We start from the raw sequence: 16,091 nt of genomic DNA, 5'->3' as shown, positions 1-16,091 counted from the left end.
CGCTTTCTTGACAGCTAAATCACTCCTTCCCAAATCCTTTATCAAGTTTCAATGAAGAGTTTTTTAATAGGTTTATTGACAGGAGCTGCCATTTTGGCAGCATCCTGTTCCCCTTCCGCGCAACAGTCGGCTGCCAGCCCCCAGGGGAGAGCAGTTAAAGGGGGCAAAGCGGAGGGGCCGGAGCAACTGCGTGTTCTTTGCTATAACATTCACTACGCCAACCCACCTAGCAAGGATAAGACCTTTATTGACTTGGATGCCATCGCCAATGTTATCAAGAAGGAGAACCCCGATGTAGTGGCCCTTCAGGAGGTGGATGTCAATACCAACCGCTCCGGGAAAGTGCATGAGGCGCAAGTCCTGGCGGAGAAAACGGGCATGAAAGCCTATTACTTCGGCAAGGCCATAGACCATGACGGCGGCGACTACGGAGTGGCGATCTTGTCCAAGTATGATCTGCTGGAGACGCATACCTATCCCTTGCCAGACGACCGAAGCACCAAGCCTGAACCCCGTGTTCTGGCAACGGCGCGCATGAGAACGCCCGGCGGATTTGAGTTCATGTTTGCGGTCACGCACCTGGAGGTACGCAGAGAAGAAAACCGGTTGATGCAAATGGCGGAGATCAGCAGAATTGTCAACGCTACCTCTCTGCCCGTGATCATAGCCGGCGATTTCAACGCGAAACCAGACAGCGAAACCATCAAGCGCCTGGACACACTCTTTCAGCGCACGTGTGATCCCTGTGAGCCTACCATCCCTGTCATCAACCCTAACCGCACCATTGATTATATCGCCTTCAGGCCCACAGATAGATTCAAGGTGCTGGAGCACAAGGTAATTCAGGAAACGTACGCCTCAGACCATTTGCCCATTTTTGCCGTTCTCCAGATTCAGCCGCAGAAATAGGCCGCACCCCAGCCCCTCTCCCACAGAGAGTGGGGGTGCGTTTTGGGCCTGTTTTGCGAAAACCGGGCTTAAAACGGCAGGGTCGCTGTTATTTAGATTCTGGTAGAGACCAGGCATTGCCTCGGGCACGCACTGCCATCTACGGTTGGTTTTCCTGCGGGGGCAGACATCCTCCCTTCTGCCCTACGTTTTAGGGCTGTTTTAGGGAAGACGGGCTGTAAACGCGGAAACCTGTGAGGTTTTGGAGACTTCACAGGTTTAGAACCGTTTTGGTAAAAACAGGCTTGAAACGGCATTGGCGTAGACACTCGTAGGAGCTGCGCGCACTACGCGGCCTTGGGAGCGGGCGGCATCGCGAAAACAAGCTTTAGAATCTACTGGCGCAAGACTCCAGTCTCGTGACATGGGAGGAGGCGGGTCTCCAGAATCGCCGGGAACCACCAGCCGGAGGGCGGAACGTCTGGTTTAAATGTAGGGGTAGCATTCTTACAGGAGAATGGGAGTAACTACCCGCTGCCTTTACTACTTTCCCCAGTTCCAGTCTTCCCCGAGCGCGCCTCGCTTTTGGCCTTGGACAGGCGGAGGCTAAGAGAGAAAGACTTCTCAGGCCGAAAGGGCAGTGCGAGAGGGGAAGACGGGGCCCCGCGGCCGTGAGCGCATACCGCCAAAGATGAAACAATACAGCACCTGCACCAACGAAATAAGCAGACAAGCCAAGGGAGCAGCGTAAGAGGCTGTTCTTCGCCCACAAAAAAAGAATACGTGCACCGCAGAACTCATAACCCAATGCAAAAGCTACTACTTCCCGGCATTAGTCAACAGCGGTTAAATGGTATGAATGCTTTCAACGGGCTCTCTGCCCATCTTCTTCCTTACCCATGGTCAATCACCTAACGCATATGCACAAATCTCTTTTAACCTTTCTCATAGGGACTGCTTTTTGGGCAACCTCCTGTGGTGATTCATCTGATCCTACCCCCGCGCCCAAGCCAGACCCAGTTATTGTGAGTTCTTTGAAGGTGATGGCTTATAACATCCATCACTGCAACCCACCCAGCAGGCCAGATCTTATTGATGTGAATGCTATCGCCAACGTGATCAATGGCGAGAAACCAGATCTGGTAGCGTTGCAGGAAGTAGACGTGAATACCCAACGGTCTGGGATAGGCAACCAGGCCCAGCAGTTAGCCGCCAAAGTAGGCATGCAGTACTATTTCGCCAAGTCCATAGATTATCAGGGCGGGCAGTACGGGGTGGCTATCCTTTCAAAATATCCGCTCTCAGATGCGGCATCCGTTAGTTTGCCTATGCAAGCCGCAAGCGGTGGGGAACCCCGGGTGTTGGCGACGGCCAAGGTGACCTTGACAGATGGTACCCAGCTACGTTTTGGGAGCACGCACTTAGATGCGCAGTCAGACCCGGCCAACCGCCAACTGCAGATAGATAAAATTGCAGATTTGGCCTCTAAGGAAAGCCTGCCCTTTATCATTGCCGGTGACTTTAACGCCACGCCGGGCTCCGAGGTCATCAACACCCTGGATCGCAGCTTTAAGAGAACCTGTATTGCCTGTGCGCCCACCATTCCGGTGGTAAACCCCACCCGGGCGATTGACTTTATCGCGTACCGGCATCCGGCCAATAAGTTCAGCGTGGTCTCCCATAAAGTAGTAAATGAACAATATGCCTCTGACCACCGGCCGGTGGTGGCAGTGATTGGTATTGAAAAGTAAAACATGAAGTACTTACCTAGCGGGTTCGCCCTTTTCCTACTCCTTCTTTGCTGCGGTTTTACGCTGCAGGCGCAGCAAAAAAAGCCCCTCACCTTTGCCGTAGTCACAGACACGCATATTGGGAAGTCTGGCAATGACACCGGTTTAGCAGCCATTGTGCAAGACATCAACCAGAACCCAGAGATTGAGTTTGTCCTGCACGCGGGTGATATAAGTGATTTTGGGTACAATGATGAGCTAGGCAAGGCCAAGTCGCTCATGGATGGTCTGGCCAAGCCGTATTTTATTGTGCCCGGCAACCATGACACCGGCTGGTCGGCGAGTGGGGGCCTGGTGTACAACACCCTCTGGAAAGAGCAGAAATTTGTCACAGACGTTGAGGGCGTACGCTTCATAGGGTTCAGCACCGGGCCTTACGGCCGAATGTCCAGGGGCTATGTTCCGCTGGATCAGATGAGGTGGTTAGACAGTCTGGTGCAGGCAACTCCTAAAAACCAGCCCGTTGTTTTCATCAGCCATTATCCGCTGGACGAAGGATTGAGCAATTACCAGGAGCTCATTGATAAGCTGCACCAGGTAAACACGCTGGCGGTATTCTGCGGGCACGGCCACGTGAACAAGCTTTTTGATTACGAAGGCATCACCGGCATCATGACCAGAACGGCCCAGATACGGCAGAATACGCTGGGCTACAACATCGTTTCGCTTACCCAAGACTCCCTTCGGGTGAAGCTGAAAGAAGTAGGCAAACCCGCCGAGGGTTTCTGGGCCTCTTTGTCCGTGTCAGGAAAAAGGGAAAGAAAAAGCACCGCTGCCGCAAAACCGGGCAGAACTCCTATCGCTCCCCATCACCAGCAGGTAAAAGCCGTTTGGGAATACCAAGACAAAGGGAATCTGGTGTCTACCCCGGCCGTCTGGAAAAACCAATTGCTGGTTGGCAATCTGCTGGGCGAATTCAAATCAATGGATAGCCGGAACAAGAACGTTGATTGGGTTTTTAAAGCAGGGCAGGCGATCTACGCTTCTCCGGAGGTGGCGGGGAACCGAGTAGTATTCGCCTCGGCAGACAGCACCATCTATTGTCTCAATGCCCGCACCGGGAAGCTTTTATGGCAGGTGAAAACCCAGGCTCCGGCGTTAGCCTCGCCGGTGATTGACAGAAACGTGGTGTTTATAGGGGCCAGCGACTCCACCTTCAGGGCACTGAATCTGAAAACCGGAAAAGAAATCTGGGCTTTCAAAGAGATGGACGGTTTTCCGGCCAGCAAGCCTACCGTGGCCGAAGACAAGGTGATTTTTGGAACCTGGGGGAAAACCCTGTACGCCCTACACAAGAAGAACGGCACCCTGGCCTGGCAGTGGAAGAACAATGGATACAGCCAGTATTACTCACCGGCCATGTGCGTGCCCGTGGTGCAGAACCAGAAAGTGTACATGGTGGCCCCAGACGAGAAACTGCGCGAGTTTGATCTGCAAACCGGCAAAGAAACCTTTGTGACCGGAAGGTTCAGGGTGAGGGAGTCTTTGGGCGGAAATAAGGAGAAAGGCTGGCTGGTAGCCAAAACCATGCAAGACTCAGTGGTGGCCTGGAGCACCAAGAGCGGTAAGCCAGAACCCATCCTCAACCTGTACGGTGGTTTCGGGAATGATTTCTCTGCCTCCATGCCCGTGTTCCACGGTACTACCGCCTTTTTTGGAACCACCTTTGGGCGGGTGTACGCCGTGGATGTCCAGGAAGGAAAAGTGAAGTGGGCGTACCAACTGAGTAATGACATGGTGAACACCGTACGGGCGCTACCCTCCGGTCAAGTAATCGCCACCAGTGTAGACGGGAAGATGGTACTGCTGCAAGGTGGCAACCCTACGCCATAAACAAGCTGATCAAAGGTGCGCAGGGCGTCAACTCGGCCGCCTTTGTTTTTGGCCTATTTTCTGTAAGGTAGCTCTAAAACAGAAAAAGAACTGCTGTTGCCCTCCTGAAATCCAAACAATCCCTAAAGCTGCGTCTCGTTTTAGGCCCGTTTTTAAGAAATCAGGCCTAAAACGACAAGCGAGCATATGTTTGCTGGGGGCAAGGCCTCTCTTTTGAAAGCCTTAAAGGCACCTTTCTGCTTTAGCATAATGATAACATTCCCCCAATACTAAGGTAAGCCAGAGCAATGAAGATAGTGATTGCCCCAGATTCTTATAAAGGTAGTTTATCCGCTAAGGAAGTGGGGCTAACCATCCAGGAAGCCTTTCAGCTGGAGATGCCGAACGCCAGCATTCAAGTGATTCCCATGGCCGACGGCGGCGAAGGGACTTTGGAAACGCTTTTGTTCTCTACCAAGGGCACAAAAGTAGCGACCACGGCCACTGGCCCTCTGGGAGATGCTGTTGCCACCAGTTATGGGATTCTGGGCGATGGGGAAACAGCGGTGATTGAGATGGCCCTCATTGCGGGTTTGCCCATGGTGCCCGAAAATAAACGCAATCCGTTCCTGACTACCACCTTCGGGGTGGGAGAACTCATCAGAGAGGCAGTGGACACGGGGCTTAGAAAATTCATTATTGGCTTAGGCGGAAGTGCCACCAATGATGGCGGTTTGGGAATGCTCCAGGCCTTGGGGGCAACTTTCCATAACCAGGAAGGCAAGCCGGTTCTGCCGGTAGGGGCGTCGCTTGGGCAGATCGCCCAGGTAGATTTCACCACCCTTCATCCTAAGCTAAAGGCGTGCCATTTTACGGTAGCCAGCGACGTGAAAAATCCGCTGTGCGGCTCTAACGGTGCTTCCTTTATTTACGGCCCCCAGAAAGGAGCCACGCAGCAGCAGGTGTTTCTTCTGGATAAAGGAATGAGGAATTTTGCCGATGTGGTAGAACAGCATCTGCAAAAGAAGATGCAGCAGGTACCCGGCGCCGGGGCCGCAGGAGGGCTGGGCTTTGCTTTCCTCACCTTAGGTGCCACCATAGAACCCGGGGCCCAGATAATAGCCAATGCCACCGGCCTAGAGAATAGTATCAGCAACGCTGATTGGGTAGTTACCGGCGAAGGACAGAGTGATTACCAAACCTTGTTCGGGAAGCTGCCCTTTTTCATAGCCGCCCTGGCCCGCAAAAACGACATAAAAACCATTCTTGTCTCTGGTGCCTTGGGAAAAGGCCATGAACAGCTTCTGGATCACTTCTTCAGCTGCCATGCCATTGCCAACGCCCCGGCGACACTGGCGGAGGCCATGGCCATGACCAAGGTGAATCTGCATTTCTGCTCCCGAAACATAGCCAGACTCATCTCCCTTAAATCTCAATAGACACACTTCATGGTACAAGGCCCGTTGCTTTATTTGATCCTTTTTGCGGGAGTAGGATTCATTGTTTTAGCCACCGCCAAATTCAAGCTTCATCCATTTCTAGGGCTGCTCATCGCTGCCTTCGGGGTGGGGATAGCCGCCCGGATGCCGCTGCTGGACATAGTGACTGCGGTGAACGACGGCTTTGGCGGCCTGATGGGCTATATTGGGATAGTGGTGGTGGCTGGAACCATCATAGGCAAGATTCTGGAGAAATCTGGGGCGGCCTTGAGAATGGCCGAAGTGGTCTTGCGGGTGGTGGGTGAGAAAAGCCCCCAGCTTTGCATGTCCTTGATAGGGGCTTTGGTCAGCATCCCTGTTTTCTGTGACTCGGGGTACGTTATCTTAAGCAGTCTGAAAAAAGCGCTGGCCCATAGAGCGCGGGTTCCGCTGGCTTCTATGTCAGTTGCGTTGGCTACGGGCTTGTATGCCACCCATACGCTGGTGCCTCCTACGCCGGGGCCCATTGCCGCCGCCGGTAACCTAGGCGCCAGTAGTTACTTGGGAACCATCATCCTGATCGGGCTTTTGGTGTCCATCCCCACTACGCTGGCAGGGTACTTGTGGGCAACCAAAGTGGCGGTGAACATTCCGGTGGAGGGAGAGCAGGAGGTGAAATACAGTTATGACGAGATCGTGAAGGAGTTTGGGCAAATCCCTTCTACCTTAAAATCGTTTACCCCCATCTTTTTGCCAATTGTACTGATAGGGGCCGGTTCCATGGTCAGCTACCAGCAGTGGGCAGGCGCGGCCGCCGAGGTTATGCTCTTTGTTGGGACTCCGGTAGTGGCATTGCTGATAGGCGTGTTCGCGGCCTTTGCCCTGCTCCCCAAGTGGAACGAAGAAACCTTGACCGGGTGGGTGGGCGAAGGACTGAAAGATGCCGCCGCCATTCTCTTGCTCACGGGGGCAGGTGGCGCCTTTGGTGCGGTGATCAAAGCTACTCCCATCGCAGACATGATCAAGGGCTTTGCCCAGGGTGAAGCCATGCACGGCCCTTTACTGCTTCTGATTCCTTTCCTGATTGCGGCTGCCCTAAAAACCGCGCAGGGCTCGTCTACCGCTGCCTTAGTCATTACCTCGGCCCTTATCGCCCCCACGCTTCCGCAGGCCGGCATTGAAGGGGCGGTTCCTTTGTCACTGGTGGTAATGGCCATTGGGGCGGGGGCAATGGCGGTAAGCCACGTGAACGATAGTTACTTCTGGGTGGTCACGCAGTTCAGCGGCATTAAAATAACAGATGCCTACAAGGCCCACACCATGGCAACTTTGGTACAGGGCGTCACGGCCATTCTGGTTACTATGCTTTTGTGGTGGGTGCTGGTGTAGCTGTGTTTAGGGCGTTGTACCTGTTTCTGGAGGAATTCACAATGGGAGCTAGCCGCAGTGGAAAACCGGCTGTTTTTGTAAAAGCAGGCCAAAAACAGAACTTATCATTACCTCTCTTAGGAAATACTCCTGAAAGCGCTTCTGCTACACAGGAGGATGTAGGGGGTAAATTGATTCAGATGGGCATACAAGCTATTGATTGAGGAAAGAGATAAACGAGCGGAATGGTACTTTTATAAAAAAATAGCATAAGTGCTTGAAGATTCCGAAAAAAAACTGTTATTTGTGTAGTAATCATTGACAAAAAGATATGAGTACCTTAATTCAAGTAGATGCCTATTTAGATACCCTTAATACTATTGAGAAAAAGAAATACAATCAGAAACTAAAGATTATCAGGGAATTGTATGTGCAGGGGCCTAAAACCAATTCAGAGCTGTGCAGTGACTTTCGTATCAGTTCCCCCACCTCTATGGGGTTGCTGAAAGAACTTATAGTGGAAGGACTGGTGGAGAAACAGGGGCAAGGCAAGTCTGAGGGCGGAAGAAAGCCAGATTTGTACGGGCTGCGTGACAATTCGCTTTTTGTCTTAAGCATTGCCCTGGGCCGGTTTAAAACCAGAATGGCCATCTTTGACAACAACAACAACAATATTACCCGTACCCATGTCTTCCCGGTGCAGATTTCAAAAGACATTAACATTCTGGAGCAACTGTATGAATATGCCGAAGACCTGATTTCCGCCTCCGGAATAGATAGGGAAAAGCTACTGGGCATTGGCCTTAGCATGCCGGGGTTGGTAGACGCCAAAGAAGGCAGTAATCACTCTTATTTACTTCCTCCGGCGGGGGCAGAGTCGTTGCAAAAGCTTTTGTCTAACAAATTCAATAAGCCCGTGTACATCCAGAACGATGTCAAAAGCATCGCCTTGGCTGAATACCGGTTCGGCCTGGCCCAAGGCCGGAAAAATGTGCTGGTAGTGAAGCTGGACTGGGGAATTGGTCTGGGTATTCTCACCGATGGCAAATTGAACAGCGGTTTCACGGGCTTTGCCGGAGAGATAGGGCATATTCCGCTGGTGAATGACGGCGCGCTTTGTTATTGCGGCAAATGTGGCTGCCTGGAGACGGTAGCCTCTGGAATTGCTTTAACCCGTATGGCCAAAGAGGGCATCCAGTCGGGGCAGTACTCCCTCTTAAATGAACTTTCTGGGGGGAACATAGAGAAAATAAATCCCCAATTGGTGATTGATGCCGCTAACCTGGGCGACCAGTTCGCGATCAATATTCTCTCTGAAATGGGCATCAGTCTGGGAAAAGGCATCTCTATTTTGATTCAGTTGCTTAATCCTGAGCTCATCATCCTGGGCGGGCGCATGGCCGAGGCCAAACAATACATCACCACCCCCATTCAACAATCCATCAATCAGTACTGCATGTCTCAGCTAAGGGAGAGAACAGAGATTGTACTGTCAACCCTAGGGCTGGAGGCTGATATCATGGGGCCGGTGGCGGTGGTCATGGAAAACATCTTTGAAGGAGTACTTGATGTAGAGAACAATGATTAGAGCTACTACCCTACATAAGCTATTCTTCTGTTTTACGCCTGTTTTTGTGAAAATGGTGCCAAAACAGAAGTTGAAAATTCCTTCTAAATCAAAAGCCTGAACAAGATTGCCGCAGGCCATTTGCCGGTAGGTGCATCTGCCATACAACCGGTGAACATAAGCCTGATACCCGATTATAACCCGTTTTAAGAAAATCCTAGCTCATGCGCAATAATTATAGATACTTACTTATTCTGCTCTTCTTCGGTATTCTTTCATGTACCAACTCCTCTACGAAATCAAGGGTGGCGGAAACCACGGTCAAAACCAAAGATAAAGCCATCGTCGCTGCCCGGGGCGTGATGCAGCGCCTCATAGGAGACAGGGCGCAGGACATCAACCTGGAGTTGTTGCCTGCTTCTGCAGACAGCCTGGAGACGTATGAGATAGAAGCGAAAAACGGGAAACTGACTGTGCGGGGCAACAGCTCCGTGGCGCTCACCTACGGTTTCTACCAATACCTGAAAAAAGGAACCAACAGCATGGTGAGCTGGAGCGGCAACCACCTGAACCTGCCAACCCAATGGCCAGATTACGCCAAAGAGCGGGTAACCACGCCTTATAAATACCGCTATTTTCTGAACGTGGTTACTTACGGCTACACCACGCCTTATTGGGACTGGGAACGCTGGCAAAAGGAAATTGACTGGATGGCCCTGCACGGGGTGAACATGCCCCTGGCCGTGGTGGGCAGCGAGGCCATTGCCGAAAGGGTCTGGAAAAAGCTGGGCTTGAGCAACGAGGAGATAGGGGAGTTTTTCACCGGCCCGGCGCACTTGCCTTGGCACCGCATGGGCAACATCAACAAATGGGACGGCCCCATCCCCGAAGGCTGGCACGAAGGTCAGTTGAAATTGCAGCACCAGATTCTGGGCCGCATGCGGGAACTCGGCTTTGAGCCCATCGCCCCGGCCTTTGCGGGCTTTGTGCCCGAAGGCTTCAAAAAGAAACACCCCGAGCTGAAAGTGAATGTACTGAAATGGGGCGGTTTCTCAGAAGACTACAATGCCTACGTGTTGGCACCGGATTCCCCCTTCTTTGAGAAAATAGGGAAGCTGTTTGTAGAGGAATGGGAGAAGGAGTTCGGGAAGCACAAGCTGTACCTCTCAGACAGCTTCAATGAAATGGACGTGCCCGTTCCCAAAGACGATCCGGAGGCGAAGTATGAACTGCTGGCTGGTTACGGGGAATCCATCTACAACTCCATTAAAGCCGGGAACCCAGACGCCATTTGGGTAACCCAGGGCTGGACGTTCGGGTGGCAGCACGAATTCTGGGACAAAAAGACCTTGAGCGCCATGATGTCCCGGGTGCCCGATGACAAGATGATGATCCTGGATTTGGCCAATGAGTACCCAGACCTGGTCTGGAAAATTCCCATGGTCTGGAAGGAGCACGAAGGGTTTTACGGCAAGAAATGGGTGTACAGCTACGTACCCAACTTTGGCGGCAAAACCCCTTATACGGGTGTGCTTTCCATGTACGCTTCGGGGGCCATTGAAGCCTTGAATTCGCCGTACAGCAAAAATCTGGTGGGGTTTGGCTCTGCGCCTGAGGGGATTGAAAACAACGAAGTAGTCTATGAACTGCTCGCCGACATGGGTTGGGCGCACAAAGAAATCAACCTAGACCAATGGATGAAGGAATACAGCCGGGCCCGGTACGGTGCCTATCCAGAGAAGATGCAAACCGCCTGGGAGCAACTCCGCAAATCGGTGTACAACAGCTTCTCGCCTTACCCCAGGTTTGTGTGGCAGTTGGTGGTACCCGATACCCGCCGGAAAGGCGTCGTGAACTCAGACCCCGTTTTCCTGCAGGGCATTGAGAACTTCCTGGCGGTCTCAGAAGAACTCAAAGGCAGTGAACTGTACCGGAACGATGCCATCGAATTAGCCATCCACTACCTGGGCATCAAGGCGGATGAGTCTTACAAACAGGCCCTGGATGCGAAAGCGGCCAAGAACACCGCCGCCACCAAAGCCGCGGGAGAGAAGGCCATCCGCATCTTACAGGACATGGATCGGTTGTTGGAATCGCACCCCACCAACCGCCTGCAGCCATGGGTAGATTTCGCCCGGTCGCACGGAAAAACCACCCAGCAGAAAGACTACTATGAAGCCAACGCCAAACGCCTGATCACCACCTGGGGCGGAGTCAACGAGGATTACGCCGCCAGAATCTGGAGCGGCCTCATCCAGGATTACTACATCCCGCGCATGAGGCAGCATTTATTTGAGGCCAACCCCAATATTGATGCCTGGGAAGAAGCCTGGATCAAAAAGCCCGGGGTACCCAAAGTAACCCCGTTTGAAGATCCTCTGGCCAAAGCGAAAGAACTGGTACGCAGATACAGCAAAAACTAAGGCCAAAACCTCTTCTGTGTATCCAAGAGGTGTTTCTGCCCTAATTTTCTTAAAATGAAGTTAAAACGAAGCTATAAAATGCAGGGGGCAAGATCAATAGTACTGCTATTGATCCTGTTCTCCTCGGCCTGTGCCCGGAAGAATACCAGCAGTAACACCTCTTCTGAAGCCGCTTCCAAAACCTCCGCGACGCTCAATACTGATGCCAGCACCAAACCGGTGTATGACCTTATCAAACGGGTGGTACCCACGCACGCATCTCATTTTGTGGCCGAATTCATCCCGCAGGAGGAAGGCAAAGATGTGTTTGAGGTGGAAAGCAGCAACGGCAAAATCATCTTGCGCGGCAACAACGGCGTCTCCATTGCCAGTGCCCTCAACCATTACCTCAAATACTACACCCACAGCAGCATCACCTGGAACGGCAGCAACCTCAACCTCCCCCAGCAGCTTCCGGCGGTGCCGCAGAAAGTAAGGAATGTAAGCCCTTACAAGTACCGCTATTACCTGAACTACTGCACCTTCAACTACACCATGAGCTGGTGGGATTGGGAGCGTTGGCAGTGGGAGATTGACTGGATGGCCATGAACGGGATCAACATGCCGCTGGCGCTCACGGGCCAGAACGCCATCCACCGGCGGGTCTACAAAAGCATGGGCCTCACAGACAAAGACCTGGAGAGCTTCTTCAGCGGCCCCGCCTATTTCGCGTGGTTCTGGATGGGGAACCTGGATGCCTGGGGAGGCCCCCTTCCAGTCTCCTGGATGGACAGCCACGAGGCCCTGCAAAAACAGATTCTGGAAAGGGAACGGGGACTGGGCATGACGCCCATCTTGCCCGCTTTCACCGGCCACGTGCCCCCGGCCTTCAAAGACAAGTTCCCGCAGGCCAACCTGAAGAAAACCAATTGGGATGAGATGTTCCCCGATGTCTTTCTGTTGGACCCCGATGACCCAATGTTTGTGGAGATAGGCAAGAAATTCATTGAGGAGGAAATCAAGGCCTTCGGCACCGATCATTTGTACACCTCAGATACCTTCAACGAGAACCGGCCTCCTTCCAGCGACTCTACTTTCCTCAACAACATCAGCCAGAAAGTGTACCAGTCCATGGCCGCCGCCGACCCCAAGGCCACCTGGATCATGCAGGGCTGGCTGTTTCACTTTAGCCGTGATTTCTGGAAAACACCCCAGATTCAGGCCATGCTCAACGCCGTGCCAGATGACAAGATGATCATCCTGGATCTCTGGAGCGAGAAAAACCCCATGTGGCAGAAAACCGAGGCCTACTACGGAAAACCCTGGATCTGGAACATGCTGCACAATTTTGGCGGCAACGTGAACATGTATGGCCTCATGGACAGGGTAGCCACAGAACCGGCCAAAGCGCTTCATCATGCCCAAAAAGGGAAACTGACCGGCATCGGCTTAACACCCGAGGCCATTGAGCAGAATCCGGTCATGTACGAGCTCATGATGGAGAACGCCTGGCGCGACACGCCCATCGAACTCACGTCTTGGCTGCAGGGCTACACCAGACGCCGCTACGGGAAGGAAAACGCCGCCGCCAACAAGGCCTTGGAGATTCTGCGGCGCACCGTCTACGCCGACAGCGTTACTTCCGGAGGGCCAGAATCCATAGTGGCCGGTAGGCCAACCTTCAGCCGAAACACCGGGGGTGTCACCACCAATTTCACCTACGAGCCGCTGGAACTGGTGAATGCCTGGGACAACCTGATGGCCGCTTCTAATGACCTCCAAGCCAGTGAAGGGTATCAATTCGATATCGTAGACTTGACCCGTCAGGTGCTGGCAAATTACGCGACCCAGGTACAACAGCAGTTTGCGCAGGACTACCAGAAAAAAGACCTGGCCGCCTTCAAAAAGCACAGCGCCGAGTTCATCTCGTTGATAGAAGACATGGACAGACTGCTGGCTACCCAAGAAGATTTTCTGCTGGGCCGGTGGTTGAACTCTGCTAAAAGCTGGGGCACCACCAGTGACGAGAAAAAGCTCTACGAAATGAATGCCCGCAACCTCATCACCCTCTGGGGCGACAAAGACAGCAAACTGCGGGAGTACGCCAACCGGCAGTGGTCTGGGTTGCTGAACGGCTACTACAAAAAGCGCTGGCAGCAGTACTTTGACTATGTCACCGCCCAAATGGCGAAAGGCCAGGAAATAAACCAGAAAGTGTTTGATGAAAAGATAAAGAACTGGGAATGGCAATGGGTAAACAGCTCTGAGGCATACCCAGACAAAACAGCGGGCAGTTCTGTGCCCGTTGCCCAGGAGATGTACCGCAAGTACAACCAAACCATCAAAAGCAGTTACAAAGCCCAGTGATCTGCTGGGGGCAAGCGGCGCCTTGGCAAGGAAGCTGCGTTTCGGGCCTGTTTGCGGGTAAACAGGCCCGAAACGGGAAATTGAACTACCAACACTGGTATCAGCGGATGCTTGCGCCAGGGAAATTCTGAAACTCTAAACAGCTTCAAGAAGAAGCAACATAAAATTTTTGTTAAAGCACTCCTAAAATCTGTGACCATGAACCGGAGAAACGTAATCAAATCATTAGGCCTTAGCATTGGGGCGGCCGTCATCAGTACCGATGTGCTGGCGAACCTGGGCGAGAACAAGTATGGGTACAAGATACCCGCAAACCCCTTGCACGTTCCGCTGGCGAAGCCCGTGACGGCGATCACCTTGGGGGCCGGTAACCGGGGGACGGTGTATGGAAATTTCGCGGCTAAGTTTCCGGATCAGTTCAAGATTGTAGGGGTAGCCGAGCCGGTGAAATTCCGGAATGATCTGTACGCCACCACCCATTCCATCCCCGCTGAAAACCGCTTTGATACCTGGGAACGGGTGTTTGACCGACCCAAGTTTGCCGATGCCATCGTGATCTCCACCCCAGATTACATGCACTATGAGCCCTGCATGAAAGCCTTGTCCATGGGCTATGACATCCTCCTGGAAAAACCCATTGCGCCTACGGAGAAAGAGTGCCGCGACATTCTAGAACTGGCCCATAAAACCAATAGGATTGTAGCCGTCTGTCATGTGTTACGGTACGCCCCTTACTTCGTGAAAATGAAGGAACTGGTGGCGCAGGGGGCCATTGGTGAGGTGATCAGCGTGCAGCACTTCGAGCCCATTGAGCACACCCACATGGCGCACTCCTACGTGCGCGGTAACTGGCACAACTCCAAAGAAACCACGCCTATCATTTTGGCAAAATCGTGCCATGACCTGGACATCATCAAGTGGGTGATCAACAAGCCCAGCAAGCAGATAGTGGCCATGGGCGACCTGAAGTGGTTCCGGAAAGAGAATGCGCCGGCGGGTAGTACCGCCCGTTGCACCGACGGCTGCAAGGTGGAGCGGGAGTGCCCTTACTCGGCCATCAAAGAGTACCATGATAGACGTAGCCGGACCAAAGTCCTGGATTTGCCTGCTGATAAATCAAAGCACAGCGAAGTGATCATGGAGCGGCTAAAAACCACCAACTACGGACGGTGCGTGTACCGCATGGAAAATGACCAGCCAGACCACTACATCACCAGCATCATGTTTGACGACAGCGTGACCGCCAACTTCTCCATGGAAGCCTTCACCTCTTACCATGACCGCCGTACCCGCATCATGGGTTCCATGGGCGATATGGTAGGTGACATGACCGAGTTAGTGGTGACCGATTTCCGGACGCGTAAATCCACTACGTTCGTGCCGAAGGCGGAAGACGTGGAAGGGTACAAGAACAGCGGCCACGGCGGCGGCGATTGGCTTCTGGTAAAGGACTTTGTGCAGGCCGTAGCCCAGCAGAACGCAAAGGTGCTTACTTCCACCATTGATGAATCCATTGAAAGCCACATCATGGGCTTCATGGCCGAAGAGAGCCGCAAAAAAGGCAAGGTGATGCCTATCAGAATGAGCAGAGTATAAGTACTGGTTATCCTCAAGACAGGAGGCGCATTGGACGCTGGCAACGAGATGCCAGCTGCTTTGTTCCGCCACCAAACAGCCTTAGGATTGACAGGTTCGCGCAAACGTAGCCACTACCAAGGTTGGGTGAGAAGTGGCAGGAACTTACGCGCCACAACCCTGCAAACGCTACTGAGGTAATAAGAGAAGGAGGGGTAGGGTTGTGTTTTCAAGTAGATTTGGTAAAAACAGCTTGAAAACGAGGCACTAGGCTGAAAAAAGAGAGGCCCGGCTGGTAAAGCACCAGCCGGGCCCATTTATCTTAAGAAATGCAATCTACTTTATACCTCTACTAACTGGCATTTCTTGAGCCAATGCAGCGCTTCGGTTTCTGAAGTGAAGCCCTCAAAATCGGCTCCTATTCCGTACCAGGGCAAGGTTCTCATTTCCCCGGCCAATCCCCTGGTTTTAGGGTCATTGGCGTGGGCGGGTGAAAGCAGATAGGCTACATGCGTAATCTGCCCTAACTCGCCGTGTAAAGCCGGAAAGTAAGACTCACGCAACCACGCAACGTCTTCTTTGGAAAGAGGGCCGCGGCTCCGGAGGTCAAACAGCCAGTAACGGGCATGCGTTTGCTGGGCCAGTTCCAATACTTGCTGGTACACTTCCCGCACGCCTAAGGCGTACACCGGCTGCGGCCAACGCATAAACAACACATCCAGGTCTGGACGATAAGTAAGTGCAAGGGCATCTAAAAACGATGGGGACATACGCGGGAGTTATTTAAGGTAAACTTACGACTTTATGCACAATCAAGGCCATCCCACCAGCGAATTATTCGGAAGGGCGCACAGAATATATGGAACATCTATATTCTGCTGAACGTTCGCTCAAAAGGCAGAAT

The 16,091-nt window shown here is 52.7% G+C and carries 10 protein-coding genes; 9 read left to right on the top strand and 1 reads right to left on the bottom strand.

Annotation, left to right across the window (positions count from 1 at the left end):
- Positions 1 to 93 precede the first annotated feature (93 nt).
- From HHO50_RS17325 to HHO50_RS17285, 9 genes are all read left to right on the top strand, one after another.
- Complete coding sequence (locus tag HHO50_RS17325; RefSeq protein WP_255478794.1) at positions 94 to 909, top strand: endonuclease/exonuclease/phosphatase family protein; 816 nt, start codon at positions 94 to 96, stop codon at positions 907 to 909.
- Positions 910 to 1,808: 899 nt separating this feature from the next.
- Complete coding sequence (locus HHO50_RS17320) at positions 1,809 to 2,639, top strand: endonuclease/exonuclease/phosphatase family protein (protein WP_181307834.1); 831 nt, start codon at positions 1,809 to 1,811, stop codon at positions 2,637 to 2,639.
- A 3-nt stretch (positions 2,640 to 2,642) separates the two neighbouring features.
- Positions 2,643 to 4,511 (top strand): PQQ-binding-like beta-propeller repeat protein, encoded by a 1,869-nt coding sequence (locus HHO50_RS17315; RefSeq protein ID WP_181307832.1) that lies wholly within the window; start codon positions 2,643 to 2,645, stop codon positions 4,509 to 4,511.
- Positions 4,512 to 4,798: 287 nt separating this feature from the next.
- On the top strand, positions 4,799 to 5,929 hold the full coding sequence (locus HHO50_RS17310; RefSeq protein ID WP_181307830.1) for a glycerate kinase: 1,131 nt from the start codon (positions 4,799 to 4,801) through the stop codon (positions 5,927 to 5,929).
- Positions 5,930 to 5,938: 9 nt separating this feature from the next.
- Positions 5,939 to 7,297, top strand: a complete 1,359-nt coding sequence (locus HHO50_RS17305; RefSeq protein WP_219921573.1) for a GntP family permease — start codon at positions 5,939 to 5,941, stop codon at positions 7,295 to 7,297.
- 310 nt (positions 7,298 to 7,607) lie between these two features.
- Positions 7,608 to 8,864 carry an ROK family protein gene (locus HHO50_RS17300; RefSeq protein ID WP_181307828.1) on the top strand — a complete coding sequence of 419 codons (1,257 nt, stop codon included), beginning with the start codon at positions 7,608 to 7,610 and terminating at the stop codon, positions 8,862 to 8,864.
- 203 nt (positions 8,865 to 9,067) lie between these two features.
- Complete coding sequence (locus tag HHO50_RS17295) at positions 9,068 to 11,266, top strand: alpha-N-acetylglucosaminidase (protein ID WP_181307826.1); 2,199 nt, start codon at positions 9,068 to 9,070, stop codon at positions 11,264 to 11,266.
- A gap of 54 nt (positions 11,267 to 11,320) precedes the next feature.
- Positions 11,321 to 13,612 carry an alpha-N-acetylglucosaminidase gene (locus tag HHO50_RS17290; RefSeq protein ID WP_255478793.1) on the top strand — a complete coding sequence of 764 codons (2,292 nt, stop codon included), beginning with the start codon at positions 11,321 to 11,323 and terminating at the stop codon, positions 13,610 to 13,612.
- 198 nt (positions 13,613 to 13,810) lie between these two features.
- Positions 13,811 to 15,208 (top strand): Gfo/Idh/MocA family protein, encoded by a 1,398-nt coding sequence (locus HHO50_RS17285; RefSeq protein WP_181307824.1) that lies wholly within the window; start codon positions 13,811 to 13,813, stop codon positions 15,206 to 15,208.
- Between the two features lie 320 nt (positions 15,209 to 15,528).
- On the opposite strand, the gene HHO50_RS17280 is transcribed toward HHO50_RS17285, so the two are convergent.
- Complete coding sequence (locus HHO50_RS17280) at positions 15,529 to 15,957, bottom strand: hypothetical protein (RefSeq protein WP_181307822.1); 429 nt, start codon at positions 15,955 to 15,957, stop codon at positions 15,529 to 15,531.
- Between the last annotated feature and the right edge of the window lie 134 nt (positions 15,958 to 16,091).

The organism is Rufibacter sp. XAAS-G3-1 (assembly GCF_013623775.1).
In the GTDB taxonomy this organism is placed as follows: domain Bacteria; phylum Bacteroidota; class Bacteroidia; order Cytophagales; family Hymenobacteraceae; genus Nibribacter.
This window is presented reverse-complemented; position numbering and strand designations above follow the sequence as displayed.

Excerpts from the sequence above, each read along its gene's own strand:
- HHO50_RS17320 (WP_181307834.1), top strand. The coding sequence starts at position 1,809 with ATGCACAAATCTCTTTTAACCTTTCTCATAGGGACTGCTTTTTGGGCA.
- HHO50_RS17315 (WP_181307832.1), top strand. The coding sequence starts at position 2,643 with ATGAAGTACTTACCTAGCGGGTTCGCCCTTTTCCTACTCCTTCTTTGC.
- HHO50_RS17310 (WP_181307830.1), top strand. The coding sequence starts at position 4,799 with ATGAAGATAGTGATTGCCCCAGATTCTTATAAAGGTAGTTTATCCGCT.
- HHO50_RS17305 (WP_219921573.1), top strand. The coding sequence starts at position 5,939 with ATGGTACAAGGCCCGTTGCTTTATTTGATCCTTTTTGCGGGAGTAGGA.
- HHO50_RS17300 (WP_181307828.1), top strand. The coding sequence starts at position 7,608 with ATGAGTACCTTAATTCAAGTAGATGCCTATTTAGATACCCTTAATACT.
- HHO50_RS17295 (WP_181307826.1), top strand. The coding sequence starts at position 9,068 with ATGCGCAATAATTATAGATACTTACTTATTCTGCTCTTCTTCGGTATT.
- HHO50_RS17290 (WP_255478793.1), top strand. The coding sequence starts at position 11,321 with ATGAAGTTAAAACGAAGCTATAAAATGCAGGGGGCAAGATCAATAGTA.
- HHO50_RS17285 (WP_181307824.1), top strand. The coding sequence starts at position 13,811 with ATGAACCGGAGAAACGTAATCAAATCATTAGGCCTTAGCATTGGGGCG.
- HHO50_RS17280 (WP_181307822.1), bottom strand. The coding sequence starts at position 15,957 with ATGTCCCCATCGTTTTTAGATGCCCTTGCACTTACTTATCGTCCAGAC.